Here is a 26,209-nt window from a genome sequence, read left to right on the forward strand (position 1 = left end):
CTTCATGCGTCTGTTTCACACCTCCGACTGGCACCTGGGTCAGACCCTGCACGGCCAGGAACGCGACTTCGAACACGCCTGTTTTCTCGAGTGGCTGCTCGGCCAGCTCAAGCTGCGCCAGCCCGATGCCCTGCTGATTGCCGGCGACATCTTCGACACCGTCAACCCGCCGGTCAAAGCCCAGGAGCGGCTCTACGACTTCATCGTCCAGGCCCACGAGCAACAACCCAAGCTGAACATCGTGATGATCGCCGGCAACCACGACTCCGGCTCGCGCATCGAACTGCCGGCGCCGCTGATGCGCCGCCTGCGCACCCACGCCCTGGGCCGGGTGCAGTGGCTGGATGAAGGCGAGCTGGACAGCGAACGCCTGCTGATTCCGCTGACCAACGCCAAAGGCAAGGTCGCCGCCTGGTGCCTGGCGCTGCCATTTTTGCGCCCCGCGGAAGTCACCGGAGCGCACCTGGGCGACGACTACCTGCACGGCATCGCCCAAGTCCACGAGAAACTCATCGCCGCCGCCCTGCAACGGCGCAAAAACGGCCAGGCGCTGATTGCCGTGAGCCACGCGCACATGGCCGGCGGCTCGGTCTCGGAAGACTCCGAACGCAGCCTGATCATCGGCAACGCCGAAGCCTTGCCGGCGCGGCTGTTCGCCCCAGAGATCAGCTACGTCGCCCTTGGCCACCTGCACAAACCGCAGAAGGTCAACCGCGAAGAGCGCATCCGCTACAGCGGCTCGCCGATCCCGCTGTCGTTCTCGGAAATCGGTTATCAGCACCAGGTCCTGGAAATCGAACTGGACGGCGCCAAGCTTGCCAGCGTCGAGTCGCGCCTGGTGCCGCGCGCCGTGCACCTGCAACGCCTGGGCCCGGCGCCGCTGGCCGAGGTACTGGAGCAACTGGCCGAGCTGCCGGTGGTCGACCTGCTCGACGATCCCCAGCGCCAACCCTGGCTGGAGATCCGCGTACGCCTGGACGAACCCCTGCCCGACCTGCGCGCGCAACTTGAAGGCGCCCTGCACGGCAAGGCGGTACGCCTGGTGCGCATCGCCGCCGAGTATGCCGGCAACGGCCGTAGCGCAGACGACAGCAGCGCCGACCTGCTGGAACTCGGCCAACTGACCCCGCACGAGTTGTTCAGCCGCGCCTGGGAGCAGGCCTACGGCAACGCCGTCGATGAACAGACCCTGGCCGACTTTGCCCTGTTGCTGCAGGACGTCCAGCAGGAGCAAGAACAGCCATGAAGATCCTCGCCATCCGCCTGAAGAACCTGGCCTCCCTGGAAGGCCCGATCGAGATCGACTTCACCGCCGAGCCACTGGCCAGCGCCGGCCTGTTCGCCATTACCGGCCCCACCGGCGCCGGCAAGAGCACCCTGCTCGACGCCCTGTGCCTGGCGCTGTTCGGCGCCGTACCGCGGCTGAACAACATCGGCCGCGAAACCAAGCTGCCGGAGGTCGACAGCGACATCCTCACCAGCGACCCGCGCACCCTGCTGCGTCGGGGTTCGGGCAGCGGCTTTGCCGAGGTGGATTTCGTCGGCATCGACGGTCGTCGCTACCGCGCCCGCTGGGAAACCAACCGCGCCCGCGACAAGGCCAACGGCAAGCTGCAAGGCAGCCGCCAAAGCCTGCATGACCTGGACAGCGAGCAGCTGCTAAGCAACCAGAGCAAGGGCGAATACAAGCAACTGATCGAATCGCGCCTGGGTCTTAACTTCGAGCAGTTCACCCGCGCCGTGATGCTCGCCCAGAGCGAGTTCAGCGCCTTCCTCAAGGCCGATGACAAAGAGCGCAGCGAGCTGCTGGAAAAGCTCACCAACACGGCGATCTACAGCCAGTTGGGGCGCCGTGCCTACAGCAAAAGCAAAGAAGCCGAAGAGGCGCACAAAGCCCTGCAGGACCAGGCCAGCGGCGTGCTGCCCATGGCCGCCGAGGCTCGCGCCGAACTCGACCAGCGCTACAACGAAGCGCTCGAGCGGTTCAAGGCCGAACAGGCACAACTGCGCCTGCTGGAACAACAGCGCAGTTGGCTCAACGAGCTGTTGCAACTGCAGGAGCAAGTACAGGCCGCCAGTGCGCAACTGCATAGCGCCGAGCAACACCACGACAACCTGCGCGGCGAGCGGCTGAAGCTGGCGCGCCTGGAACAGCTGGCGCCGCAGCGTCATCAGTTCGCCCGCCAGCAGGCGCTCAATGCCCAGCTCAACCCGCTGGTCGCGAGTATCGCCGCGCAGCGCCAGCAACATGAGCAACTGCAAGGCCGTCAGCAGCAATTGCAGGACGAACAGGCCAAGGCCCGTGAAGCCCTGGGCCTGGCCCTGGCGCAACAAAGCGACAGCGCACCTGGGCTACGCCAGGCCTTTGCCGAACAGAACACCCTGACCCGTTTGCAGCAGGAGCTGACCAACAGCGCCGCGCTCAAGCAACAGGCCGAACAGGCCAGTGCCGAAGGCCAGCAACAGCTGCTGAGCCTCAATGAGCAGCAACGCCTGAGCGAACAACGCCTGCAGCAGATTGGCGAACAGCTCGAGCAGAGCGTGACGCTGGCCGGCTTGAGCGAAGCCTGGAATGCCTATCGCGACCGCCTGCAGCAACTGATGCAACTGGGCAACCGCCTCAACCAGGGCCGTGCCGAACTGCCTGGCCTGCAGCAGCGCGCCAGCGAGGCCCACGCCCAGCTTGAAGCGCAACGCACCGCCCTGGCCCTGCTTTACCGTGAAGCCGAGGCCGAACCCGAAGCCCTGGCCGAACAGATCGGCCTGCTTGGCGAGCTGTTGCAGAAAAACCGCCAGCAGCAACGCCAGGTCGAAGAACTGAGCCGGCTGTGGAGCAACCAGCAAGAGCTCGAACAGCGCCTGCAAGCCCTGCGCGAACGCCAGCAAGCTGCCCTGCAACAACGCGAACAGCTGATCAGCGAAGGCCTCAATGGCAAAAACCAGCTGACCGCCGCCGAGCAGGCACTGAACGTCACCCGCCAGTTGCTTGAACGCCAGCGCCTGGCCCGCAGCCAGAGCGTCGAAGAACTGCGCGCGCAATTGCAGGACGACCAGCCCTGCCCGGTCTGCGGTAGCCAGGAACACCCTTACCATCAGCCCGAAGCCCTGCTGCAAAGCCTCGGCCGCCACGATCAGAACGAAGAGGCCAACGCCCAGCACGTGGTCGACGGGCTGAAGAAACAGCTCGATGAACTGCGCACGCAACTGGGCGGCGTCAACGGCCAGATCAAGGAATACCTGCACCAGCAGGAGCAACTGGGCAGCCAGCAACAGACGTTGCTGCCCAGCCTCGAAGCGCACCCGCTGTACCCGTCGCTGGCCGCTCAGGACGCCAGCCAGCGCAGCACCTGGCTGGACCTGCAGGCACGCAACCTGAACCACGACATCGGTCGTGACGAACAGCGCCAGAACGCCCTGCTGACCTTGCAAAAAGACGCCAGCCGCCTGCAACAGCAACTGCAGGCAGCCCATGAAGCCAGTCAGCAAGCCAGCCAGCACCTGAGCCAACAGCAAACAGCGCTGGCCAGTGACGAAGAGCGCCTGGAGCAGGAACTGGCCAGCTTCGCCAGCCTGTTGCCGGAAGCCGTGCTCAACGACCTGCGCCAGGAGCCGGCGGCCGCCTTCATGCGCCTGGACCAGCAACTGTCCGTGCGCCTGGACCTTTTGCAAGGGCAAAAGGACGAACAGCAGGAGCATGCCGAGCGCCAGCAGAGCCTGGACAAAGCCCAACTGCAGCAACAGGCGCGGATACAGAAACAGGAAGAGCTGCATCAGCAGTTCACTGAGCTGCAACGCCAGCATCAAAGCAGCCGCGACAGCCTCACCACCCTGCTCGGCGAACAGCCCAGCGCCGAACACTGGCAGCAGCACCTGGAACAGGCCGTGGAGCACGCGCGCCAGGCTGAAACCCAGGCGCTGCAACAACTGCAGCAAACCCAGGCGCAACTGATCGAAGTGGCCGCCGAGCTCAAGGCCAAGGACGAACGCCTGAGCAGCCTGGAGCAGGAACACAACGAGGTTCGCGCACAGATCGAACAATGGCGCCAGGGCCACCCGGAGCTGGACGACAGTGGCCTGGAGCAGTTGCTGGCACTGGACGACAACGCTGTGGCGCAGCTGCGTCAGGGTCTGCAGGACGCCGAAAAAGCCATCGAACAGTCCCGCACCCTGCTGCAGGAGCGCCAGCAACGCCTGGACCAGCATCAGGCCCAGAGCAATGTCGAACTCACCCGCGAAGCGCTGGAGCAAGCCTTCGACAACCTGCAACTGCAACTGGCGGCCAGTGAACAGACCTGCGCCGAACTGCGCGCCGCCCAGGCCGAAGACCAGCGCCGGCAACTGGCGCACCAGGCCCTGGCCGATCAGATCACCAGCGCCTACGGCGAATGGCAGCGCTGGGCGCGGCTCAACGCCCTGATTGGCTCGGCCACCGGCGACACCTTCCGCAAGATCGCCCAGGGCTACAACCTCGACCTGCTGGTGCACCACGCCAACGCCCAGTTGCGCCAACTGGCCCGGCGCTACCGGCTCAAGCGCGGTGGCAGCCTGCTCGGTTTGCTGGTGCTGGACACGGAAATGGGCGACGAGCTGCGCTCGGTGCATTCGCTGTCGGGCGGTGAAACCTTCCTGGTCTCGCTAGCCCTGGCCCTGGGCCTGGCATCAATGGCCTCGAGCACGCTGCGCATCGAGTCGCTGTTCATCGACGAAGGCTTCGGCAGCCTCGATCCGGAGTCGCTGCAACTGGCCATGGACGCGCTCGACGGCCTGCAGGCCCAGGGCCGCAAGGTCGCGGTGATCTCGCACGTACAGGAGATGCACGAGCGTATCCCGGTGCAGATCCAGGTGCGCCGCCAGGGCAACGGCCTGAGCACGGTGGAGGTCAGCGGATGATCCTCTACTCGTTCCGCCGCTGCCCGTGGGCCATGCGTGCGCGCCTGGCGCTGCGTTATGCCGAGTGTCCGGTAGAGATTCGCGAAGTCAGCCTCAAGGCCAAGCCGGCCGAACTACTGGCACTTTCGCCCAAGGGCACGGTGCCGGTGTTGAGTGCAGGTGAGGTGGTGCTGGAGGAAAGCCTGGAGATCATGCGCTGGGCCCTGGCCCGGCATGATCCGCAGGACTGGCAACTGGCGACTGACCCACAGGCGGCGCAGGCCGCCGATGCGCTGATCGAGCGCAATGATCGCCAGTTCAAAGTGCAGGTCAATCTGTACAAGTATGCTGAACGCTATCCGCAGCAATCACGCGAAGAGTACCGGGCGCAGGCCGAAGCCTGGCTGGCCGAGCTGAATGAGCGACTGGCACAGCAGGCCTACCTGTTCGCTGACCATCCAAGCCTGGCGGATGCGGCGTTGCTGCCCTTGATGCGCCAGTTCGCCGGGGTCGAGCCTGAATGGTTTGCCCAGGCGCCCTACCCGCATCTGCGGGCATGGCTGCAGGGTTGGCTGGAGTCGGTGCTGTTCAAGGCGATCATGGCGCGCTGAAGCAATCGCCGGCAATGCCGGCTCCCACAGGGGCTGGTGCAAGCAGGGCCCATGCCGGAGCTGGCTTGTTTCAGTGTTGCGACTTATGGTCCAGTGCGGCGTAGAAGTTGGCGCTTTGTTGCAGGTATTTCTGGGTGTAGCTCTGGGTCGACGATTTGCGCTCGTTGAGCTCGATATGGGCGTTGGCCGGCAGGACCACCGAAGCAGAAATGGCGGAAGCGGCGATGACCGGGAAAAGGTTGAAGTTCATGGCGCTGACCCTCGAAGTCTGTGGTTAGAAGTGGCCGCCTGGGGCCGTGGTTCAAACTTACGCCGCTGGCGCGGCGCACAGAAATTCATTGCAGCAGTAGCAAACATCAAGGCAATTGATAGTCAGTTGACGAACTTCAAGTCCGAGGGTGCGTCCTGGGCCAGCTTTTGCACGGTTTCCCCGAGCAGACCACTGCGCGGATCACGGCGGATCACCACGATCTGGTTGCTCTTCTGATTGGCCACCAGCAGGAACTTGCCAGTCGGATCGAGGCTGAACTCCCGCGGGTGATCGCCTTCGACACTGCGCCGCTGCACCTGCATCAGCTTGCCGGTCTTGTCGTCGACGGCGAACACCAGCAGCTCATTGGCCGTGCCGCGGTTGCTGACATACAGAAAACGCCCGTCAGCCGACAGGTGCAAGGCCCCCGCCGCCCTGGCCGAGGCATCGGTCTGCTCAGTCAATGGCAGACGCTGCAACTCCACCAGCTTGCCGCCGTCCTGATACTCGAACGCCACCACCTGGGCGCTCATTTCCAGGGTCAGGTAGGCATGTTTGCCATCACGATCGAACAGCAAATGCCGCGGCCCGCTGCCTGGCGGCAGGCTGACCGGCTCCACCGCGCTCAAAGGCTGCGAGGGGCTGGCGCCGTCGTAGCGGTAGACAAACACCTTGTCAGCACCCAAATCACTGGCAAACACATACTCACCGTCGTCGGACGACATCACCGAATGCACGTGCGGCCCGGTCTGGCGCTCCGGATTGACGCCGCTGGGCTTGTGCCGGTCTTGCTGCACCGAGGCCTGCAAGTGGCCGTTACGGTCCACCGGCAGCACACTGAGGCTGCCGCCCGGGGCAGGCAATACGCCGTAGTTGGCCACGAACAGGTAGCGCTGGTCATGGCTGAGGCTGGAATGGGTCGGTTCGTCGCCCAAGCTTGGCACCTGGCTCAAGGCCTTGAGGCTGCCGTCCTTGCCGATGGCAAAACTGCTGACCTGGCCATTGCCAGCGCCATTCTCGTTGACCGCGAACAGCAGGCGCTTGTCGACCGAGAGGGTTAGCCAGGACGGGTTTTCGCTGTTGAGCACCTGCAGCGGCGTGGGGTCGATCTGGCCGCTGTCGCTGTTGAAGCGGTAGCGGTAGATGCCTTCACTGGTGCCTGCGGTATAGCTGCCGACCAGCAGCTCGTGGGCCTGGGCGCTGAGAGTCAGAGTCAGGCTCATGCTACTGGCGATCAGCAGGTTCTTCAGCAGGCGCGTCATCTTCATCCTCATCGCTGGCACTAAAGACACTCATACAGACTAGCCGATGCTCGTCAGTGTCGGATGCGATCAGCCAGTCGGTACCGTCAAACCGTGCGGCGCCGATCTGCTCAGGAGAGAACGCATATTTTTTGAAAGCACGGCCGTCCATCAACTCGATGCGCAGGCCGGTTTCGTCGAAGCTGAAGTCAAAGGCGTGCAGCTCGTCGACCAGGAGCATGTCGCAGGATTCGAGGGCTTGGGAGAGGGTTGTCATTGCAGGGATATCACTGGCGGGAAAAGCCCATGATACCTGAAAGCATCGCGGGGGAATTTGGGGGGGGGGGGGGGGGGGGGGGGGGGGGGGGGGGGGGGGGGGGGGGGGGGGGGGGGGCCCCCCCCCCCCCCCCCGCCCCGCCCCCCCCCCCCCCCCCCCCCCCCCCCCCCCCCCCGCCCCCCCCCCCCCCCCCCCCCCCCTCGACTTGACCCGCGATTATCACCAGCAATCAATGGGCGAAAATCGAACCGCCCTCCTTGCCCGCCATTTTCTCCGGTTTGATCAGGAACCGCGCCAGCGCAGGCAGCAGCCACAGTGCACCGAACATGTTCCACAGCAGCATGAAGGTCAGCATCAGGCCCATGTCGGCCTGGAACTTGATCGCCGAGAAGATCCAGGTGCACACGCCGATGGCCAGGCACAGGCCAGTGAACAGCACCGCCTTGCCGGTGGACTTGAGGGTCTGGTAGTAGGCTTCCTGCAGCGGCAGCCCGGCACGCAGGAAGCTCTCCAGGCGGCTGTAGATGTAGATGCCGTAGTCCACGCCGATACCTACGCCCAGCGCCACTACCGGCAGGGTCGCGACCTTGACGCCGATGCCCATGAAGGCCATCAGGGCGTTGCCCAGCACCGAGGTCAGCACCAGCGGCAGGACGATGCACAAGGTTGCGGTAAACGAGCGGAAGGTGATCATGCACATCACCGCCACGCAGATGTACACCAGGATCAGGATGGTCAGCTCGGCCGACTTGATCACCTCGTTGGTGGCCGCCTCGATACCGGCGTTACCGGCCGCCAGGAGGAACTCCAGGCCTTCCTTGTTGTGAGTGTCGGCAAATTCCTGCACCGCCTTGACCGCGCGGTCGAGGGTCTCGGCCTTGTGGTCGTTGAGAAAGATCAGCACCGGCGCCAGCGAACAGTCGGCGTTGTACAGGCCGTCGGCTCGGGAGATCGAGCTGTTGAGCACGTCCGGGTTGCGCGACAGGCTTTCCCATTTCAGGTTGCCCTCGTTCATGCCCTTGATCATCTGCTTGGACACGGTCACCAGGGAGATTGCCGACTGCACCCCCGGGGTGTTCTCCATCTTCCACATCAGCTCGTCGATCGGCGCCATGGTCGAGTGCACCGAGCAGCCTTCGGTCGGGGTCTTGACCATCACCACCAGCACGTCGGAACTGGTCGAGTAATTGTCGATGATGAAGGCGTTGTCCTGGTTGTAGCGCGAGTCCGGACGCAGCTCCGGCGCGCCCTGGTCGAGGTCGCCGATCTTCAGGTTCTGGCTGTACCAGAGGCCGCCACCGAAGGCCAGCAAGGCCAGGACAATGGACACCGGCGCGACCTTGGCGCTGGCAAAATTGGACAGCAGGCGCCAGAACGGATGCTCGCGGGTGGCGTCTTTTTTGCTGCGCTCGATGGCCTTCTTGCTGATGCCGACATAAGAGATGGCGACCGGCAGCAGGATCAGGTTGGTAAAGACGATCACCGCCACACCGATCGAGGCGCCGATGGCCAGCTCGCGGATCACGCCGATGTCGATGATCAACAGGGTGATGAAGCCCACGGCGTCGGCCAGGATGGCGATCATGCCCGGCAGGAACAGTTGGCGGAAGGTACGCCGGGCCGCGGTCAGGGCGTTGTCGGCATCGCTGGACTGCAAGGCGATGCCGTTGATCTTCTGCACCCCGTGGGAGATACCGATGGCGAAGATCAAAAATGGCACCAGCATCGAGTACGGGTCAAGACCGAAGCCCACCGCATGCATCAGGCCCAATTGCCAGACCACCGCCACCAGGGTGGTGATCAGCACGGCGATGGTGCTGCGGATACACCAGGTGAACCAGTACAACAGCACCCAGGTGATCACCAGGGCGATACCGAAGAACATCGCCACCATCATCAGGCCGTCGATCAGGTCGCCGACCTTCTTGGCGAAGCCGACGATGTGTACCTTCACGTTGGGGTTCTGGGCCTGGAACTTGTCGCGGATCTTCTCCTCGAGCTGATGGGAGAATTGCTGGTAGTCGAGTTTGATCAGCTTGCCCTGGTCCTGCGGGTCGGGGTAGGACTCCAGCAGCGGGATGTCGATGATGCTCGATTTGAAGTTGTTGGCCACCAGGCGCCCGACCTGCCCGGACTTGAGCACGTTGTTGCGCAACTGGTCGAGGCTGTCGGGCGAACCGTCGTAGGTCTGCGGGATTACCTCGCCGCCGGCGAAGCCCTCTTCGGTCACTTCGGTCCAGCGCACGCTGGGACTCCACAGCGACTTCAGCCCGGAGCGGTCGACGCCAGGAATGTAGAACACCTCGTCATGCACCTGACGCAGGGTTTCCATGTAGTCCTTGCTGAAGATATCGCCGTCGGTGGCCTCCACCGAGATGCGCACGGTGTTGCCGAGGTTGGCCAGGTCGTTGCGGTGTTCGAGCATCTTCTCGATGAACGGATGCTCGAGCGGGATCATTTTTTCGAAGCTGGTGGACGGACGAATCTGCGTGGCCTGCCAGAACAGGAACACGCTGACCAGCAGGCAGATGAGGATCACCACCGGGCGGTTGTTGAAGATCAGGCGTTCGAGCAAGGTCGCCTTGTCCTGATGGTGTTGCTGCTGATTCATGTTGAACTGCTCCTGACGGGTCATGGCTGCACTCCTTCGGCGCCCTTGGCCGAAGCCAGGTGCACGCCACCCTGGCCTACCAGCACCAGGCGCCCTTCACTCAGCCCGCTGACGCCGGCCAGGGCGATGCGATCGGCCCGGTTGAACACGCTGAAGCTCTGGCCGTCGTCGCTGCTGCGCAGCACGCTGCCGCCATTGCCCACCAATACCAGGCTGCCATCATCGAGAAGCGTAGCGCTTGCCAGGCCAAATTCGAGGTTGCCACGCACGGCTTTCAATTCGATCTGTTGCCAGGTGTCGCCAAAATCGCTGGAACGGTAGAGGTTGCCGCGCAAGCCGTAGGCCAGCAGAGTGCGTGGCTGGGCAGTGCCGGTGACGCCGAACAGCGAGCCTTCATAGGGGCCTTCAAGCTTTTCCCAGGTCTGGCCGTCGTCGCTGGAGCGGAACATGCTGCCCTGCTCGCCAACGATGAACAGGCCGGCGTCTTTCACTGCGGCGATGCCGTTGAGGTGGAACTGGTCATCGTTGTGCAGGCGCTCGCCGACATCGTTCCAGTTCTTGCCGCCGTCGGTGGTTTCCAGCAATGCACCATAGGCGCCCACGGCGATACCGTGCTGGGTGTCCTTGAACCAGACATCGAGCAGCGGCGCTTCACGCGCCAGGTCTTCGAATTGTTTGCTCCAGGTGGCGCCACCGTCGGTGCTGGCGAGGATCTGCGCATCGTGGCCGACCGCCCAACCGTGCTTGTCGTCGACAAAATAAACGGCGGTGAGCAGTTGCCGGGTCGGCACCTTGGCCTGGGTCCAGGTCTTGCCCTGGTCATCGGAAAACAGGATATGGCCGCGATCACCCACGGCAACCAGGCGTGCGCCGGCCTTGGTGACGTCCAGTAGCAGGCTTTTAACCGCCTTGGGCGATTCGGTGGAGTAGTCATCGGTTTGCGCGGCTGCGGCTTCGGCCGTGTTGGCCCATAGCCCGATCGCCAAGACCAGCAAGCCGCTGGCGGCCAATGCCCAAGGGCGATTGCCGGCTTTACGCACAGCACCGCCGAGACCCGCCATGACAGGCTCAGTCATAGATCTATCCCCCGTTTATTGTTATTTGGGTCAATCTATATGCAGGTACTGCAAAAACCGTGTTCCAGAGCCCCGCAATAGCTGAGAGCCATCCTATCGGGGTTTGCAAAGGGCTGACAACGAACGGGACGTTATCTTTTGTTAAGCGGGGGGATTTGCGGGGAAGCAATCGCGGGTCAAGCCCGCTCCCACACTAAATGTGGGAGCGGGCTTGACCCGCGATGAGGCCATCAAGCCAGACTTTTGCTCACGACCTCATACACATCACTGGACAGCGAACCGCTAGCCAGAATGCGCTCCAGCTCACCTTTCATCAGCGCCTGACGGGCGCTGTCGTACTTGCGCCAGCGAGTCAGCGGCGCCAGTTGGCGCGAAGCGATCTGCGGGTTGAGCGCATTGAGCTCGATCACCAGGTCCGCGAGGAAGCGATAGCCCGAGCCATCGCCGGCATGGAAGTTGACCAGGTTCTGCCCGGCGAAGGCACCGATCAGGGCGCGGACCTTGTTCGGGTTCTTCAGGGTGAAGGCCGGGTGTTGCATCAGCGCCTTGACCCGCGCCAGGCCACCCGGCAGGGTGCTGGCTGCCTGTACGCTGAACCATTGGTCCATGACCAGCGGGTTGTCCTTGAAGTTTTCCGCGAAGACTTCCAGCGCCTTGCCCCGCTCGGCCTCGAACGGCGAGTTGACCAGCACGGCCAGAGCGGTGAGACGCTCGGTCATGTTGTCACAGGCGTCGAACTGCTCCAGGGTTGCAGCCAGCACTTCTGGCCGGGCGCTGAGCATCAGGTACGAGAGCACGATGTTCTGCAGGCTGCGACGGGCAAAGTGCTCGGCTTCGGCAACGTACTCGGTGCCACGCGATAGCGCGCGGTTGGCCTGGTAGCGTGCGTTCAGGGCATCGAACAGCTGCTCGGCGATCTGCTTGCGGGCGAACTCGCGGGCAGCGTGGATGGCATCGACGTCAGCCACTTCGCTGATTTCAGTGAGGTAGGCTTCGCTTGGCAGCGAGAGCATCTCGGCGACCATGGCCTGGTCCAGTTGCTCGTTGGCCAGTACGGTGCCCAACGCGGTGACCAGACGCTGATCCAGCACTAGCTTGGCGCCCTGCTGGTGCTGGGCGATCAGCTCCTGGAGCACCTGTACCGACAGTTGCTGGCCGGCTTCCCAGCGATTGAAACCGTCGCTGTCGTGCTGCATGAGGAACATCAGCTGGTCGCGGTCGTAGGGAAAGCTCAACTTGACCGGGGCACTGAAGCCACGCAGCAAGGAAGGCAGCGGCTTGGCGGCGATGCCTTCGAAGGTGAAGGTCTGCTCGGCTTCGGTTACCGACAACACCCGCGAGGTGCCGTCTGCTGCCGCTTCACCTTGCAGGCGCAGGGCGATGTCATTGCCCTGGGCATCGAGCAGGCCCAGTTCCACCGGGATCACGAACGGCTGCTTCTCGACCTTGTCCGGGGTGGCCGGGCAGCTCTGGCGGAACGTCAGGCTGTAGGTCTGCGCGGCGCTGTCATAGGCCTCGCTGACTGCCAGGCGCGGCGTGCCGGCCTGGCTGTACCAGCGCTTGAACTGGGTCAGGTCGACACCGTTGGCATCTTCCATGGCCTTGATGAAGTCGTCGCAGGTCACGGCCTGGCCATCATGGCGCTCGAAGTACAGGTCGCTGCCTTTGCGGAAACCCTCGGCGCCCAGCAGGGTACGGACCATACGCACCACTTCCGAGCCCTTCTCGTACACGGTCAGGGTGTAGAAGTTGGAAATCTCGATGAAGCTGTCGGGGCGTACGGCGTGGGCCATGGGCCCGGCGTCTTCGGCGAACTGGTGGGTGCGCAGGTAGGCGACGTCCTCGATGCGCTTGACCGTGCGCGAGTTCATGTCGGCGCTGAATTCCGAATCACGGAACACCGTGAAGCCTTCCTTGAGCGACAGCTGGAACCAGTCGCGGCAGGTCACGCGGTTGCCCGACCAGTTGTGGAAGTATTCGTGGGCGACCACCGCCTCGATCCGCTGGTGGGCGGCGTCGGTGGCGGTTTCGGCGCGGGCCAGCACGCAGCTGGAGTTGAAGATGTTCAGGCCCTTGTTTTCCATGGCGCCCATGTTGAAGTCGTTGACCGCGACGATCATGAAGATGTCCAGGTCGTACTCGCGGCCATAGACTTCTTCGTCCCAGCGCATGGACTTCTTCAGGCTGGTCATGGCGTGCTGGCACTTGTCGATGTTTTCCGGCTCGACATAAATGCGCAGGGTCACGTCACGGCCCGACTGGCGGGTGAACTTGTCTTCGACGCACCACAGGTCACCGGCGACCAGGGCGAACAGGTAGGCCGGTTTCATGAACGGGTCTTCCCAGGTTGCCCAGTGCCGCCCGTCTTCTTGCGGGCCAGTACCGACCGGGTTGCCGTTGGACAGCAGCACCGGGTAGCGATGCTGCTCGGCGATCACCGTGGTGGTGAACTTGCTCATCACATCAGGGCGGTCAAGGTAGTAAGTGATCTTGCGAAAGCCCTCGGCCTCGCACTGGGTGCAGAACATGCTGCCGGACTTGTACAGGCCTTCGAGGGCGGTGTTGCGCTCGGGGTGGATCTTCACGCTGGTGTCGAGGGTGAAGGTCGCAGCCTTGGGCTGTACGGTCAGGTGGCTGTCATCGAGCTGGTAGTCGCCGGCGGCCAGGGCCTGGTCGTCCAGGGCGACGCTGAGCAGCTCCAGCTGCTGGCCGTCGAGCACCAGCGGCGGCAGGCCGGCACCACGGGCCGGATTGCGGCGCATGACCAGCTGCGCGTGGACCAGGCTGTGGTCCTCGAACAGTTCGAAGGTCAGGTGCGTCTCGTCGATCAGGTATTCGGGGGCCTGATAGTCCTTGAGGTAGATCACTTGCGGCTGTTCGGTACGCATGTGGCGGTCCTTTTTTACTGATGCACGGCGAGCTGGTACGCCGTGTATTTGCGAATATTGATCACGCCGGTGTCGAAGATCAGGTACTGGCCCTTGATACCCAGCAGCGTGCCTTCAGCCACGGGGTTCTTGTCCAGGTTAAAGCTGACGATCTTGCTCGGGTAGGCCTCGACCGGGTAGCGGATTTCCAGCACTTCACCATCATTCAACGGCTGCACGGCCTGTAGGCCGAATCGCGCCTGCAGGGCAGTCAGGCCCTCGGCGCAGCTGTCGAACAGTTGCTGGCGCACGGCAAGCAGGTCAACCGCCTCGGCATCGCCCTTGAGCAAGGCGCGCCAGTTGGTGCGGTCGGCCACCTGGCTGCGGAACAGGTCTTCGACCAGCCCCGATTGCTGGCGGGTGGCAACCCGCACGATCGGCAGGGCCTGGCTGGCGCCCTGGTCGAGCCAGCGGGTGGGCAGCTGGGTCGCACGGGTAATGCCGACCTTGATCCCTGAGGAGTTGGCCAGGTACACCACATGATCGGTCATGCAGAACTGCTCGCCCCACGAAGGTTCGCGGCAGGTGCCCTGATCGTAATGGCATTTTTCCGGGGCCATGATGCACACGTCGCACTGCGCAAGCTTGGTCATGCACGGGTAGCAATAACCCTGGCTGAAGCTGGTCTTGGTCTTGCGCCCGCAGTGGCTGCAATGGATGGCACCTAGGTATTCCAGGCGCAAGGTCTTGCCGATCAAGGGGTTGACCGGCACTTCCTGCTCGCCCAGACGAAAAGCGTACTGCACCACCGGCGCATCGAGACGCGCCGACATTTTACTGATGGAGCCGCGGCCGAGTTCGATCAATGGATCGCATCCGACTTGAACAGGATGTTCGGCACCGGTGCCGACTTCGAGGCGCATTCCTGCGGGCCCATGTAACCGGTACGCTGTTCTTCCGGCAGGTTCTGCAGCTCCCAGGCGATCACCGCCTGCAGCGACAGCTCTTTCTGCTCGGTGGTGAGCTTGCGCCCGTCTGCCCATTTGCCCAGCTCTACCGCCAGTTTCAGGCTCTGGTAGATTTCCGGGGTGATGTTTTCAATCATTTGCGCAAAAGTGGACATAAGGTCTCCCAAAATCAAGCGGTCAGTTTACGCCGGGCCAGCGCCCCGCCCAAGAGCCCGCTCAGGCAGCCGACCAACAGCCCGCCGACATGGGCGGCGTTGGCGATCTGGCCGAAGCCGAGCAGGCTGATCAAACCGGACAGGCACAGCAGCAGCCACACCAGCATCATCACCAGCACGCCACGCGGCATGCGATACACCGGGTTGGGCGCCAGCCACTGGTACAGCCAGATGTGTCCGAGCAAACCGTAGAGCACCCCCGACAGGCCGCCGAACAGGCTCGGGCCGCCAAACAGGTACTGCGCGGCGTTGGACACCAGGCTGAACAGCAGGGTCAGGCCGAGCAGGTTCCACGGGCCCTGGCGCAGTTCGATGCGCCGGCCCAGTTCCCAGTACCAGAGGCCGTTCATGGCCAGGTGGAGGATGCCGAAATGCACCAGCATCGGCGTGAACAGGCGCCACCACTGACCATCGGCAAGGCTGGCGGCCAAGGGGGTGAAGTACAGGTAGTCGCCCTGCACGCGAAAATCGAGGAAGGTCAGCCAGCTCAAGGTCGCGAAGTTATCGCCAAGGCCGGTAAGGCCGGCGACGATCAGGCATAGCAGCAGGACCGCCGCCGTGGCCTTGCTGGCGCGCAACTGCTCGCCGATGCTCGGACGCGCCGGCGGCGCCAGGGCGGCATCGGCCGGCAGTTCGAACTCGGCATTGCCCTCGGGGAAACGCTGGTAAAGCTGGCGTACGTCTTCGGCGAGGTTCTCGGCCACCCACAACACCTGGTCGCCGCCCTCCTCGCTGACCCGGTGCGGCACCTGCAGGCGCCGCAACAAGCCGACAAAACCGCTGAGATCGGTACTCAACGGCATGCGTAATACCACCACTGCAGTCATTGGCTGGCCTCCGGCCGGTCGACATCGACCCAGACGAACTTGCGCGGGTCGATGCGGGTTTCAGCATCCAGGCGGTAAGCGACCAGTTTGCCGTACAGCACCGCACTGTAGTCCAGGCAGGCCAGGTTGGCGCGGATCGGCGCTGGTTTGCCGCTGCGCCAGTAATGGCCGACGAACAGCATCGGCTCGTCCTCGCTGTAGCGCAGCAAGGCGTTCTTCTGGCTGTGGCTGAGCGGCGCGCTGGCCACCTGCTCGGGCAACGCATCGGGCTGGAAGACGATATCGCCGTAGGTCTGCGGGTCTTCTTCCCAGAACTTGGTGCGGAAAAACGCCCGGGTCAGGCCGTCGCCACCGGTCAGGGTCAGGCCGTCCGGCAGGCGCATGTCGGTGCCGCGCAACAGGCGGTTGCAGACCGTGGCGGCAAAGCTCTCAGGCACTGCCGACGCCTGGATGAAATGCTCGTCGATGCGCCCGTCCGGGTACTGCTGGCGCAGCGGGTCGATCAGCCGCGCATCCCAGCAGGCATGCACAACGCGAAAACGTCCGGCGTCGATGAACAACGGCAGTTCGTAGAACCATTCGAGAAAGTCATGCCAGTCGCCTGGATGCTGTTCGAACTGGGTCAAGGTTTCGTAGATCAGCCGGCCGTGGCGCGGGGTGTGCTCGCGCACGTAGTGCTTGCCGCTCTCGGGCAGCGCCGGGGTGTTCCAGCCCAGGGCGTTGTACTCGTGATTGCCCATGATGCAGTGGGCCTGACCGGCCTCGACCATGTCATGGACGATGTGCAGCGCCTCGCGAATCCGCGGGCCACGGTCGATGATGTCGCCAAGAAACACTGCCTGGCGCGACGGATGCCGCCAGACGCCGCCCTGGCGCTTGTAGCCGAGGGCGTCGAGCAGGCGTTCGAGGGTGTGTGCACAGCCGTGCACGTCACCGATCAGGTCAAAACTGCGAGCGGGATCGAGCATCACTCGCCTCCACCACCCAGGCGGCTGCCCCAGCCGAGCTTGGTCCGGCATACCTCGTAGTAATTGTGATCCAGCGGGTGGATCAGGCGCAGCTTCTGCGGCTTCTTGTTGACCGTGATGGTGTCGCCGGGCGCGCAGGTGAAATGGTTCTGGCCGTCGCAGGAAATCTGCGGGTAGATCTGCAGGTCCTTGGACACGACGATCTTCAGCTCACTGTTGCCGTCGACCACGATCGGCCGCCCGGACAGGGTGTGCGGGTACATCGGCACAATGACGATGGCGTCGAGCTTGGGGTGCATGATCGGCCCGCCCGCCGACAGCGCGTAGGCGGTCGAGCCGGTCGGAGTGGCGACGATCAGGCCGTCGGCCTTCTGGCTGCAGACGAACTGGCCATCGATGTAGATCTCGAACTCGATCATTCGCGTCGACTTGCCCGGGTGCAGCACCACATCGTTGAGGGCGTCGCCCTGGCCGATGGCTTCGGCGTGACGGCGCACCTCGGCCTGGAGCAGGAAGCGGTTTTCCACCAGGTAGTGGCCGTCGAGCACCTCGGCGACCTTGACCTCCAGCTCATCGGGGCGGATGTCAGTCAGAAAGCCCAGGCTGCCACGGTTGATGCCCAGCACCGGAATGTTGTGCCGGGCCAGGGCGCGGGCGGCGCCGAGCAGGCTGCCGTCGCCACCGACGACGATCACCAGATCGCAGACCTCGCCCAGCAGCTTGCGGGTCGAGGTTTGCAGGCCGTGGCCGGGCAGGACTTCGGCGATGGTGTCCTCGAGGATCACGTGCAGATGCCGCGCCAGCAGGAATTTTTTCAGTCGGCGAATGGTATCGAGCACCTGGGAGCTGCCGAGGCGGCCGATGATACCGATATTGCGAAATTGCTCCATGGGGCTCCAGGGCTCTACGGCGGGTAAAGAGGCGATGCTCGCCAAAGAGTTCGATTATGGGCGAAAGCGCCGGGCAGCGGCAAACGCCGGAGAAATTCAGCAAGCGCGCAAGCTGAGCGGCTATGCTCGCTGAATGAACCCGTTCCCCAGCCTGACCGACCTGCCCCGCCAGTTGCGCCAGCCCCAGGTGCGCGACCTGGCCTGGGTGATCCTGGCGCCGCCGATGCTGCGCGATACGCCGTGGCCGCAGCGCCACCCGCTGGCCGCCAGTCGCTGGGTGGCCGAGCCTGAACGGCTGCGCCACTGGCTGCTTGAGCAAGACCGCGACAGCCACGCCCTCCTGCACTGGCTGGCCCAGGCCAGCACCCGGCGCCTGGGTTTGTACTACGAACGTCTATGGCAGTTCGCCCTCCAGCATACCCCCGGCGTGACCCTGCTGGCCGCCAACCTGCCGATCCGCAATGGCGGGCACACCCTCGGCGAGCTGGACCTGTTGCTGCGCGACAGCGACGGCGTGCACCACCTGGAACTGGCGATCAAGCTGTACCTGGGGCCGCAGAACGGCACCGGGGACAACCCGGCGCAGTGGCTGGGCCCGGGTTGCCATGACCGCCTGGACCGCAAGCTTGCCCACCTGGCCGAACACCAGTTGCCGATTTCGGCGCGCGCGGAAAGCCGCGACGCGCTGGCGGCGCTGGAGATCGAGCAGTTCAGTGCGCAATTGTGGCTGGGCGGTTACCTGCTCTACCCCTGGCCCGGGCAGGCGCAAGCGCCGCGTGGGGCCAACCCGCAGCATTTGCGCGGGCTCTGGTTGCATCAGCGTGACTGGGCGTCATTCCGCGCGCAAAGCGCGGCTGGTCGTTGGCAGCCGCTACCGCGCCATGCCTGGCTGGCGCCGGCCTGTTATCCGGCGCAGGACTGTTGGTCGGTGCAGCGCTTCGACACCTGGCTGCAGGCCCTGGACCCGCTGGCACCGGCGCAGTTGCTGGTGAGGCTGGTCGAGGGCGAGCGCGGCGAGTGGGAGGAAGCCGAGCGCTTGTTCCTGGTCTCTGACCTTTGGCCCAATCTTCCCGGGTAAATGGTTTTGTGGGAGCGGCGGTGCGACGCCTCGACTTGCCCCGCGATCAGGCCAGCCCTAAACCAACGTCAAGCGCAACGCCAGCGCCACCAGCGTCAGCAGCAACACCGGCAGCGTCAGCACAATCCCGACCTTGAAGTAATACCCCCAGCCAATCTTCACCCCCTTGCGCTCCAGCACATGCAACCACAACAGCGTCGCCAGGCTGCCGATCGGGGTAATTTTCGGCCCCAGGTCACTGCCGATCACGTTGGCGTAGATCATCGCTTCCTTGACCACCCCGGTGGCGGCACTGGCGTCGATCGACAAGGCGCCGATCAGCACCGTCGGCAGGTTGTTCATGATCGACGACAGCACCGCGGTCAGCAGCCCGGTGCCCAGCGCTGCGCCCCATACCCCGCCGGTGGCGAAGGCATCGAGCCAGCCGGCCAGGTAATCGGTCAGCCCGGCGTTGCGCAGGCCGTAGACCACCAGGTACATCCCCAGGGAGAACACCACGATGTGCCAGGGCGCCTCCTTGAGCACCTTGCGCGTGGAGATCTTGTGCCCACGTGCCGCCACCAGCAGCAATACCAGTGCGCACACCGCCGAGATCGCGCTGATGGGGATGCCCAGCGGCTCCAGGGCAAAACAGCCGAGCAGCAGGATCGCCAGCACCAGCCAACCGGCAATAAAGGTCGCCGGATCCTGCACCACACTGCGCGGCGCATCCAGCTGCAGCGGGTCGTAGTCGCGCGGAATGTCCCGGCGGAAGTACCACAGCAGCACCGCCAAAGTGGCCGCCACGGCGACCAGGTTGACCGGCACCATCACCGCCGCATAGCGGTTGAAGCCAATGCCGAAGAAGTCCGCAGAGACGATGTTGACCAGGTTCGACACCACCAGCGGCAAGCTCGCAGTATCGGCAATAAAACCTGCGGCCATGACAAAAGCCAGGGTCGCTGCCGGGCTGAAGCGCAGGGCCAGGAGCATGGCCACCACGATCGGGGTGAGGATCAGCGCCGCGCCGTCGTTGGCAAACAGCGCCGACACCAGCGCCCCCAGCAGCACGATGTAGCAGAACAGCCGCCGGCCACTGCCGCGGCCCCAGCGCGCCACGTGCAGCGCCGCCCAGGCAAAGAAGCCAGCAGCATCGAGCAACAGGCTGATGATGATCAGGGCGATAAAGGTGCCGGTGGCGTTCCAGATGATCTGCCAGACCACCGGAATATCGCTCCACTGCACCACCCCGCAGAGCAACGCCAGCAGCGCCCCGCCCGTGGCACTCCAGCCAACGCCCAGGCCACGGGGCTGCCAGATCACCAGGGTAATGGTCAGCAGGAATATCAGCGATGCCATCAGCATGAAGTACAAGCCTTGTAGAAATTGAGCACAAGCGCCGGATTCTAGCGACAGATCAAGGCCTGCGTGATCAATTTCTGCTGCAATGGCCAGGTAATCGGCTGGCAAGCGGTTACAGTTAGCTGACTGCGCCAGCAGAGCGCGGACTTCGACCTGATGATGAGGAATACCCATGACGTTGAGCCAACGCCAGGCCCGCTATGGCGGCCTGTCGATTGCCCTGCACTGGCTGATGCTGGTGCTGCTGGCGGCGGTCTACGCCTTTATCGAACTGCGCGGCATGTTCCCCAAGGACAGCGCCGAACGCGCACTGATGAAAGACCTGCACTTCATGCTCGGCCTGAGCGTGTTCGTGCTGGTCTGGTTACGCCTGGCCTTGCGCCTGGGTCGCCCGACCCCGCCGATCATTCCGGCGCCACCGGCCTGGCAAACGGGCCTGGCGCACTTGATGCACCTGGCCCTGTACCTGCTGATGATCGGCCTGCCGCTGGCCGGCTGGCTGCTGCTCAGCGCCGCCAACAAGCCGATCCCTTTCTACGGTTTCGAGCTGCCGGCGCTGATCGCCCCGGACCCGGACCTGGCCAAGTTCATCAAGGGCTGGCACGAGCGCATCGGCACCTGGGGCTACTGGCTGATCGGCCTGCATGCCGTGGCCGGCCTGTTCCATCACTACGTGCAGCGCGACAACACCCTGCTGCGCATGCTGCCGCGCAACAACTAGGCAAAACCGCGGCGGCCCTGCAGGCCGCCGCTGTGCAGGAAGATCAGCCGGGTGCCGGCGGCAAAGGCCCCGGCTTCGACTTCCCGGCGCAGCGCCAGCAAGGCCTTGGCGGTGTACAGCGGCTCCAGCGGCATGCCCGTTTCAGATTCGCACTCGCCCATAAACGCCAACAGCTCGTCATCGACCTTGGCAAAGCCGCCACGGCAGGCCTCATGCAAGCGGTAACCGCCCTTGCCCACCAGCGCTTGCACCGCCTCGGGCACGCCGTGGTCCAGCGGCACGGCCAATGCGCCATGGACCTCGTGCCTGCCTGCTTCCGCCAACACCATCCCGGCCAGGGTGGTACCGGTACCGGCCGCCAGCCACCAGCCGTGGTAATCCGCCCAGCCCAGCGCCGCCAATTGCGCTTGCGCCTGCTCGACGATCAAGGCACAGCCCTTGGCGCCCAAGGGCCCGCCCCCACCTTCGGCGACACACTGCCAGCCTGGATAAAGCGCCTGCCAGGGCTGCCAGAAACCCGGCTGATGACGCTCGCGATAGCCGCCATACCCCAACCAATGCAGCTGCATGCCGAAGGCCTGCAGGTCGCGCACGGTCGCTGTGTCCTGGGCATGGCCCCGCAGCAGGCCTGCGGTGGCAAAACCAAAGCGCTTGCCGGCCGCCGCCAGGGCATGCAGGTGATTGGAATGGGCGCCGCCGAGGCTGATCACCCCGGGCGCACCCTGGGCTTGGGCGAGGCGCAGGTGTTCGAGCAGCTTGAACCACTTGTTGCCGCTGATCAGCGGGTCGATCAGGTCCAGGCGCAACACCGCCAGCTTTACGCCATGGGGGCGCAGCCAGCTCAGGGGCAAGGGTTGCAGGGGCGCAAGGGGAAGGTCGTCGAATCTGCCGATCATGGGCGGGGCACAACAGGGCTGCCAGGGCAGCGCAGTGTAACAGCGCGACGGGCCGGGCGGCCCGCCGCGCTGCGCCAATCAGAGCTCGGCAGCCAGGCGCGAACCCTGGTTGATGGCGCGCTTGGCATCCAGCTCGGCGGCGACATCGGCGCCACCGATCAGGTGCACCGACTGGCCGGCGGCGAGCAGGCCGTCCTGCAGTTCACGCAGTGGATCCTGGCCGGCGCAGATGACGATGTTATCCACAGGCAGCACCTGCGGCTCGCCCTCGGCGATGCGGATGTGCAGGCCGGCGTCGTCGATGTTCAGGTACTCGACGCTGTTGAGCATCTGCACCTGCTTGTTCTTCAGGCCCGTACGGTGAATCCAGCCGGTGGTCTTGCCCAGGCCGTCGCCGACCTTGGTCTTTTTGCGCTGCAGGAGGAACACCTGGCGCGCCGGCGCGTGCGGCTCGGCCTTGATCCCGGCCACACCGCCACGGGCTTCAAGCTGGGTATCGATGCCCCACTCCTTCCAGAACGCTTCACGGTCCTGGCTGGTGGCCACGCCCTGGTGCACCAGGTACTCGGAGACGTCAAAACCGATACCGCCGGCGCCGATCACCGCGACCTTCTGCCCTACCGGCTTGCGCTGCAGCAGCACGTCCAGGTAGCTCAACACCTTGGCGTGCTCGATGCCGGGGATGGCCGGCAAACGCGGGGCGATACCGGTGGCGAGGATGATCTCGTCAAAGCCGCCCGCCGCCAGCTGCGCGGCATCGACGCGGGTGTTCAGGCACAGCTCGACGCCAGTGGTCTGCAGCTTGCGTTTGAAGTAGCGCAGGGTTTCATAGAACTCCTCTTTGCCCGGCACGCGCTTGGCCACGTTGAACTGACCGCCGATCTCGCTGGCCGAATCGAACAGGGTCACTTCATGGCCGCGCTCGGCCGCCACGGTGGCGGCAGCCAGGCCAGCGGGACCGGCACCGACCACGGCGATGCGCTTGACCTGGGTGACCGGCAGGTAATTGAGCTCGGTTTCGTGGCAGGCGCGCGGGTTGACCAGGCAACTGGTCAGCTTGCCGCCAAAGGTGTGGTCCAGGCAGGCCTGGTTGCAGCCGATGCAGGTGTTGATCTCGTCGCCACGCCCGGCGGCGGCCTTGTTGACGAACTCCGGGTCAGCCAGGAACGGCCGCGCCATCGAGACCATGTCGGCGTCGCCCTCGGCAAGAATCTGCTCGGCGACTTCCGGGGTGTTGATGCGGTTGGTGGTGATCAGCGGGATCTGCACCGCGCCGCGCAGCTTGGCGGTGACCTTGGTGAATGCCGCACGTGGCACCTTGGTGGCGATGGTCGGGATCCGCGCTTCGTGCCAGCCGATACCGGTGTTGATGAGGGTCGCGCCGGCCTGCTCCACGGCCTTGGCCAGTTGCACGATCTCTTCCCAACTGCTGCCGCCCTCGACCAGGTCGAGCATCGACAGGCGGAAGATGATGATGAAGTTCGGCCCTACCGCTTCGCGCACACGACGGACGATTTCCACCGCCAGGCGCATGCGGTTCTCGTAGCTGCCACCCCAGCGGTCGGTGCGCTGGTTGGTGTGGGCGGCGAGGAACTGGTTGATGAAGTAGCCTTCCGACCCCATGATCTCGACGCCGTCGTACTCGGCGCTTTGCGCCAGCAGCGAGCAGGTGACGAAGTCCTGGATCTGCTTCTCGATGCCCTCTTCGTCCAGCTCACGCGGCTTGAACGGGTTGATCGGCGCCTGGATCGCGCTCGGCGCTACCGATTTTGGGCTGTAGGCATAGCGCCCGGCGTGGAGGATCTGCATGCAGATCTTGCCACCGGCTTCATGCACCGCTTTGGTCACGATGCGGTGTTTATCGGCTTCTTCCGGCGTGCTCAGCTTGGCCGCGCCGGAATACACCCCGCCCTCCACGTTCGGGCCTATGCCGCCGGTCACCATCAGGCCAACGCCGCCACGGGCACGCTCGGCAAAATAGGCCGCCATGCGCTCGAAACCGCCGGGCTTTTCTTCAAGGCCGGTGTGCATCGAGCCCATCAGGGTGCGGTTGCGCAAGGTGGTGAAACCCAGGTCCAGCGGGGCGAGCAAATGCGGGTATTGAGCGGCGGCCATAGTGAACTCCACAACAGGCGTAATCACGGAATGCGGGCGCCTCGCCAAGGCTGGCGGGGCCCGTCAGTTATCTGAGGCCGACATTAAAGAGCCTGCGGGCGCGGCTCAATGACCGAAAGTGACAAGTTATTGATCCTACTGCACCCGGGGTCTACCCTAGGGGCCGAATCCCTTGTCGGCGCTGTCCCGTTTCATGCGAAAACTTCTGTTAAGCGCCCTGGCGCTGGTTGTCATTGCCGCCCTGAGTGGCTACGGGTTCTGGACCGAGCAGCGCCCGGCCGGGCACTACCTGTCGGACCTGCGCATCGAGCTGGCCCTGAGCGAAGGCGTGCCGGCCGATCACGGCAACCTGCTGGGCGTCGAGCCGCAGCTGTTCCCCGGTGACTACCAGAGCCTGCAGCGCCTGCACCGCAAGCTCGCCGCCTACCTGGAGCACGCTCGGGCCCAGGGCCTGGTCAACGCCAAAACCATCGTCATCCTGCCCGAACACATCGGCACCTGGCTGTGGGCCCGTGGCGAGAAAAACGAGCTGTACCAGGTCACCCAGCGCCGCGAAGCCCTGCAATGGCTGGAGCTGAGCAACCCGCTGCGCTACGGCCTGGCGATGCTCGGCGCCGAAGGTGACGACCGCCGCGCCGATGCCCACCTGCGGATGAAAGCCGGGCAGATGGCCGAGGATTACCAGCAGCTGTTTGGCGGCCTGGCCAAGGAATTTGGCGTGACCCTGGTGGCCGGCTCCATCGTCCTGCCTGAACCTTATGTCGAGCGCGGCACCCTGCGCATCGGCTCAGGCCCCCTGTACAACGCCAGCCTGGTGTTCGCCAGCGACGGCTCGGTGCTTGGCCAGCCGCAACGCCAGCAGCATCCGGACAGTGAAGTGCGGCGCTTTATCAGCAGCGGCACCGATCAACCCCCACAAGTATTGCAAACCCCGGCCGGGCGCCTGGGCGTGCTGATCGGCAGCGACAGCTGGTACCCGAGTAACCAGCAGCAACTGGTCAATCAGTTCGCCCAGATCGTCGCCAACCCGGTGTTCCTCAGTGGCCACGACAGCTGGAACGCGCCGTGGCGCGGCAATCGTCACCAACCCCTGGCCTCGTCGCTGGCGCTCAAGCCCGGTGAGGTAAGCGAGTGCGAGGCCTGGCAACGCCTGACCCTGGACGCCAACGCCGCCAGGGTCAGCAGCATGAGCGTATTCCTGCGCGGGCGCTTCTGGGACCTGGCCGCCGACGGCCAGGGCTTTGCCCAGCTCAACGGGGTGAACCTGGGCGGCACGGCCAGCACTGGTGCGCGCCTGCTGAACGTCTGGTTGTAGGGCATGAACCGTCCCCGCGTGCGCCTGGGCGACCTGTCGGTCGGTTTTATCCAGCCGCTGAGCGAAACCCTGCAGCAACGCGGCATCGATCCTACCGCCCTGCTCGCCCGCTACGGCCTGGAGCCAGCGCGCCTGGCCGAAGCCGGCGCGCGCCTATCGATCCCGCGCTACATGCACCTGGGCCATGCCGCCATCGAACTGACCGGCGACCCGGCCCTGGGCCTGCACATGGGCCACATCAGCCGCCTGGGCCAAGCCGGCCTGGCCGGCGTTACTGCGGCACAAGCACCCACCGTGGGCGAAGCGGCGCGCACCTTGTTGCGCTTCGAGCCGCTGTACGCGGCCAATTACCGCGGGCACTCAAGCTTTCATGAAGACAGCAGCGGCGCCTGGCTACGGTTCTATTCGATCAGCCCGTACAACGCCTATAACCGCTTCGTGGTGGATTCGCTGCTGGCCGGCTGGCTGGCGCAGCTGTCGAGCCTGGCGGGCACGATGCTGCTGGCCGAACGGGTCGAGATCGAGTTCGAGGCGCCCGCCTATGCCGCCCACTACCAGGCCTTGAGCTGCAACCCGGTGCAGTTTGGCGCCGCCACCAATCAACTGCGCCTGAGCCGCGCCAACCTGGCCCTGCGCAACCCGGCGCACTGCCCGAGCACCTGGCAGCACCTGCTGCAGCTGTGTGAGGCCGAGCTTGAGCAACGCACGCGGATTCGCAGCCTGGGCGAGCGCATCGCGCACCTGCTGGGGCCGTTATTGAACGGCGGACGGGAACCGGATCTGGAGGAAGTGGCCCGGCATCTGCAATTGCCGACCTGGACCCTGCGGCGCAAGCTGGCCGAGGAAGGCACGCAGTTTCGCGCCATCCTCAACGATACCCGGCGCGATCTGGCCATGACCTACATCCGTGACACGGAACTGGCCTTTGGCGAGATTGCCTACTTGCTCGGGTTTGCCTCGGCGGAGGCCTTTCAACGCGCGTTCAAGCGCTGGAACAGCATCACCCCGGGGGAGTTTCGCCGCAGCCAGCGGCGTACCGGCTGATTACAGCTCGGTAGCGTCTTCGGCGGGCT

The 26,209-nt window shown here is 64.6% G+C and carries 21 protein-coding genes; 7 read left to right on the top strand and 14 right to left on the bottom strand.

The genetic code is table 11. The annotated features are described in order from the left end of the window. The first annotated feature begins 4 nt into the window (after positions 1–4). Genes ABIE20_RS07070 through ABIE20_RS07080 form a run of 3 tightly spaced genes read left to right on the top strand, consistent with a single transcriptional unit; the run spans position 5 to position 5,480 of the window. Positions 5–1,246 carry an exonuclease SbcCD subunit D C-terminal domain-containing protein gene (locus tag ABIE20_RS07070; RefSeq protein WP_429503924.1) on the top strand — a complete coding sequence of 414 codons (1,242 nt, stop codon included), beginning with the start codon at positions 5–7 and terminating at the stop codon, positions 1,244–1,246. Beyond that, positions 1,243–4,890: an AAA family ATPase gene (locus ABIE20_RS07075; protein WP_429503926.1), complete on the top strand. Its 3,648-nt coding sequence runs from the start codon at positions 1,243–1,245 to the stop codon at positions 4,888–4,890. Before ABIE20_RS07070 ends, ABIE20_RS07075 begins: the two co-directional genes overlap by 4 nt. Next, complete coding sequence (locus ABIE20_RS07080) at positions 4,887–5,480, top strand: glutathione S-transferase (RefSeq protein WP_429503928.1); 594 nt, start codon at positions 4,887–4,889, stop codon at positions 5,478–5,480. Before ABIE20_RS07075 ends, ABIE20_RS07080 begins: the two co-directional genes overlap by 4 nt. Positions 5,481–5,550: 70 nt before the next feature. Here the strand turns inward: ABIE20_RS07080 and ABIE20_RS07085 are convergent, their stop codons facing one another. The 11 genes from ABIE20_RS07085 to ABIE20_RS07135 form a co-directional block, all read right to left on the bottom strand. Further along, the gene (locus ABIE20_RS07085; protein ID WP_429503930.1) at positions 5,551–5,730 is read right to left on the bottom strand and encodes a hypothetical protein; all 180 of its coding nucleotides are present in this window, start codon (positions 5,728–5,730) and stop codon (positions 5,551–5,553) included. Between the two features lie 122 nt (positions 5,731–5,852). Further along, on the bottom strand, positions 5,853–6,992 hold the full coding sequence (locus tag ABIE20_RS07090; RefSeq protein ID WP_429503932.1) for a lactonase family protein: 1,140 nt from the start codon (positions 6,990–6,992) through the stop codon (positions 5,853–5,855). Then, positions 6,955–7,248: a DUF5629 family protein gene (locus ABIE20_RS07095; protein WP_429503933.1), complete on the bottom strand. Its 294-nt coding sequence runs from the start codon at positions 7,246–7,248 to the stop codon at positions 6,955–6,957. Before ABIE20_RS07095 ends, ABIE20_RS07090 begins: the two co-directional genes overlap by 38 nt. Positions 7,249–7,477: 229 nt before the next feature. Continuing rightward, a complete protein-coding gene (locus tag ABIE20_RS07100) occupies positions 7,478–9,859 on the bottom strand; it encodes an efflux RND transporter permease subunit (RefSeq protein ID WP_429504273.1) in 2,382 nt (793 codons plus the stop codon). A gap of 20 nt (positions 9,860–9,879) precedes the next feature. Then, a complete protein-coding gene (locus ABIE20_RS07105; RefSeq protein WP_429503935.1) occupies positions 9,880–10,935 on the bottom strand; it encodes a WD40/YVTN/BNR-like repeat-containing protein in 1,056 nt (351 codons plus the stop codon). Positions 10,936–11,165: 230 nt separating this feature from the next. After that, positions 11,166–13,823, bottom strand: a complete 2,658-nt coding sequence (gene pepN / locus ABIE20_RS07110) for an aminopeptidase N (RefSeq protein WP_429503937.1) — start codon at positions 13,821–13,823, stop codon at positions 11,166–11,168. A 14-nt stretch (positions 13,824–13,837) separates the two neighbouring features. Then, positions 13,838–14,668 (bottom strand): DUF2797 domain-containing protein, encoded by an 831-nt coding sequence (locus tag ABIE20_RS07115; protein WP_258594402.1) that lies wholly within the window; start codon positions 14,666–14,668, stop codon positions 13,838–13,840. After that, complete coding sequence (locus tag ABIE20_RS07120; RefSeq protein WP_045195064.1) at positions 14,665–14,925, bottom strand: YeaC family protein; 261 nt, start codon at positions 14,923–14,925, stop codon at positions 14,665–14,667. Before ABIE20_RS07120 ends, ABIE20_RS07115 begins: the two co-directional genes overlap by 4 nt. 14 nt (positions 14,926–14,939) lie before the next feature. After that, positions 14,940–15,812: a rhomboid family intramembrane serine protease gene (locus ABIE20_RS07125; protein ID WP_429503939.1), complete on the bottom strand. Its 873-nt coding sequence runs from the start codon at positions 15,810–15,812 to the stop codon at positions 14,940–14,942. Beyond that, complete coding sequence (locus tag ABIE20_RS07130) at positions 15,809–16,780, bottom strand: metallophosphoesterase (RefSeq protein ID WP_093380644.1); 972 nt, start codon at positions 16,778–16,780, stop codon at positions 15,809–15,811. The genes ABIE20_RS07125 and ABIE20_RS07130 overlap by 4 nt, the downstream gene beginning before the upstream one ends. Next, the gene (locus ABIE20_RS07135; protein WP_045195070.1) at positions 16,780–17,670 is read right to left on the bottom strand and encodes an NAD(+) kinase; all 891 of its coding nucleotides are present in this window, start codon (positions 17,668–17,670) and stop codon (positions 16,780–16,782) included. Before ABIE20_RS07135 ends, ABIE20_RS07130 begins: the two co-directional genes overlap by 1 nt. A 133-nt stretch (positions 17,671–17,803) precedes the next feature. On the opposite strand from ABIE20_RS07135, the gene ABIE20_RS07140 reads away from it, so the two are divergent. After that, positions 17,804–18,748 (top strand): DUF1853 family protein, encoded by a 945-nt coding sequence (locus tag ABIE20_RS07140; RefSeq protein ID WP_429503942.1) that lies wholly within the window; start codon positions 17,804–17,806, stop codon positions 18,746–18,748. A 57-nt stretch (positions 18,749–18,805) separates the two neighbouring features. On the opposite strand, the gene ABIE20_RS07145 is transcribed toward ABIE20_RS07140, so the two are convergent. Beyond that, positions 18,806–20,092 carry an arsenic transporter gene (locus ABIE20_RS07145; RefSeq protein WP_429503944.1) on the bottom strand — a complete coding sequence of 429 codons (1,287 nt, stop codon included), beginning with the start codon at positions 20,090–20,092 and terminating at the stop codon, positions 18,806–18,808. 169 nt (positions 20,093–20,261) lie between these two features. Between ABIE20_RS07145 and ABIE20_RS07150 the strand changes: the two genes are divergently transcribed. Further along, positions 20,262–20,810 carry a cytochrome b gene (locus ABIE20_RS07150; RefSeq protein ID WP_429503946.1) on the top strand — a complete coding sequence of 183 codons (549 nt, stop codon included), beginning with the start codon at positions 20,262–20,264 and terminating at the stop codon, positions 20,808–20,810. On the opposite strand, the gene ABIE20_RS07155 is transcribed toward ABIE20_RS07150, so the two are convergent. Continuing rightward, positions 20,807–21,706, bottom strand: a complete 900-nt coding sequence (locus ABIE20_RS07155) for a 1-aminocyclopropane-1-carboxylate deaminase/D-cysteine desulfhydrase (protein WP_429503948.1) — start codon at positions 21,704–21,706, stop codon at positions 20,807–20,809. The genes ABIE20_RS07150 and ABIE20_RS07155 overlap by 4 nt on opposite strands. 78 nt (positions 21,707–21,784) lie before the next feature. Continuing rightward, the gene (locus ABIE20_RS07160; RefSeq protein ID WP_429503950.1) at positions 21,785–23,821 is read right to left on the bottom strand and encodes an FAD-dependent oxidoreductase; all 2,037 of its coding nucleotides are present in this window, start codon (positions 23,819–23,821) and stop codon (positions 21,785–21,787) included. Positions 23,822–24,014: 193 nt separating this feature from the next. Between ABIE20_RS07160 and ABIE20_RS07165 the strand changes: the two genes are divergently transcribed. Continuing rightward, positions 24,015–25,136, top strand: coding sequence for a nitrilase-related carbon-nitrogen hydrolase (locus tag ABIE20_RS07165; protein ID WP_429503951.1), 1,122 nt, complete (start codon positions 24,015–24,017; stop codon positions 25,134–25,136). A 3-nt stretch (positions 25,137–25,139) separates the two neighbouring features. Continuing rightward, a complete protein-coding gene (locus ABIE20_RS07170) occupies positions 25,140–26,180 on the top strand; it encodes an AraC family transcriptional regulator (RefSeq protein WP_429503953.1) in 1,041 nt (346 codons plus the stop codon). Positions 26,181–26,209 lie beyond the last annotated feature (29 nt).

The organism is Pseudomonas sp. 2835, assembly GCF_050435905.1.
GTDB lineage: Bacteria > Pseudomonadota > Gammaproteobacteria > Pseudomonadales > Pseudomonadaceae > Aquipseudomonas.

Bases quoted from the DNA above. Each gene is read 5' to 3' on its own strand.
- ABIE20_RS07070 (WP_429503924.1), top strand. From the start codon at position 5: ATGCGTCTGTTTCACACCTCCGACTGGCACCTGGGTCAGACCCTGCAC.
- ABIE20_RS07075 (WP_429503926.1), top strand. From the start codon at position 1,243: ATGAAGATCCTCGCCATCCGCCTGAAGAACCTGGCCTCCCTGGAAGGC.
- ABIE20_RS07080 (WP_429503928.1), top strand. From the start codon at position 4,887: ATGATCCTCTACTCGTTCCGCCGCTGCCCGTGGGCCATGCGTGCGCGC.
- ABIE20_RS07085 (WP_429503930.1), bottom strand. From the start codon at position 5,730: ATGAACTTCAACCTTTTCCCGGTCATCGCCGCTTCCGCCATTTCTGCT.
- ABIE20_RS07090 (WP_429503932.1), bottom strand. From the start codon at position 6,992: ATGACGCGCCTGCTGAAGAACCTGCTGATCGCCAGTAGCATGAGCCTG.
- ABIE20_RS07095 (WP_429503933.1), bottom strand. From the start codon at position 7,248: ATGACAACCCTCTCCCAAGCCCTCGAATCCTGCGACATGCTCCTGGTC.
- ABIE20_RS07100 (WP_429504273.1), bottom strand. From the start codon at position 9,859: ATGAATCAGCAGCAACACCATCAGGACAAGGCGACCTTGCTCGAACGC.
- ABIE20_RS07105 (WP_429503935.1), bottom strand. From the start codon at position 10,935: ATGACTGAGCCTGTCATGGCGGGTCTCGGCGGTGCTGTGCGTAAAGCC.
- pepN (WP_429503937.1), bottom strand. From the start codon at position 13,823: ATGCGTACCGAACAGCCGCAAGTGATCTACCTCAAGGACTATCAGGCC.
- ABIE20_RS07120 (WP_045195064.1), bottom strand. From the start codon at position 14,925: ATGTCCACTTTTGCGCAAATGATTGAAAACATCACCCCGGAAATCTAC.
- ABIE20_RS07125 (WP_429503939.1), bottom strand. From the start codon at position 15,812: ATGACTGCAGTGGTGGTATTACGCATGCCGTTGAGTACCGATCTCAGC.
- ABIE20_RS07130 (WP_093380644.1), bottom strand. From the start codon at position 16,780: ATGCTCGATCCCGCTCGCAGTTTTGACCTGATCGGTGACGTGCACGGC.
- ABIE20_RS07135 (WP_045195070.1), bottom strand. From the start codon at position 17,670: ATGGAGCAATTTCGCAATATCGGTATCATCGGCCGCCTCGGCAGCTCC.
- ABIE20_RS07140 (WP_429503942.1), top strand. From the start codon at position 17,804: ATGAACCCGTTCCCCAGCCTGACCGACCTGCCCCGCCAGTTGCGCCAG.
- ABIE20_RS07145 (WP_429503944.1), bottom strand. From the start codon at position 20,092: ATGCTGATGGCATCGCTGATATTCCTGCTGACCATTACCCTGGTGATC.
- ABIE20_RS07150 (WP_429503946.1), top strand. From the start codon at position 20,262: ATGACGTTGAGCCAACGCCAGGCCCGCTATGGCGGCCTGTCGATTGCC.
- ABIE20_RS07155 (WP_429503948.1), bottom strand. From the start codon at position 21,706: ATGATCGGCAGATTCGACGACCTTCCCCTTGCGCCCCTGCAACCCTTG.
- ABIE20_RS07160 (WP_429503950.1), bottom strand. From the start codon at position 23,821: ATGGCCGCCGCTCAATACCCGCATTTGCTCGCCCCGCTGGACCTGGGT.
- ABIE20_RS07165 (WP_429503951.1), top strand. From the start codon at position 24,015: ATGCGAAAACTTCTGTTAAGCGCCCTGGCGCTGGTTGTCATTGCCGCC.
- ABIE20_RS07170 (WP_429503953.1), top strand. From the start codon at position 25,140: ATGAACCGTCCCCGCGTGCGCCTGGGCGACCTGTCGGTCGGTTTTATC.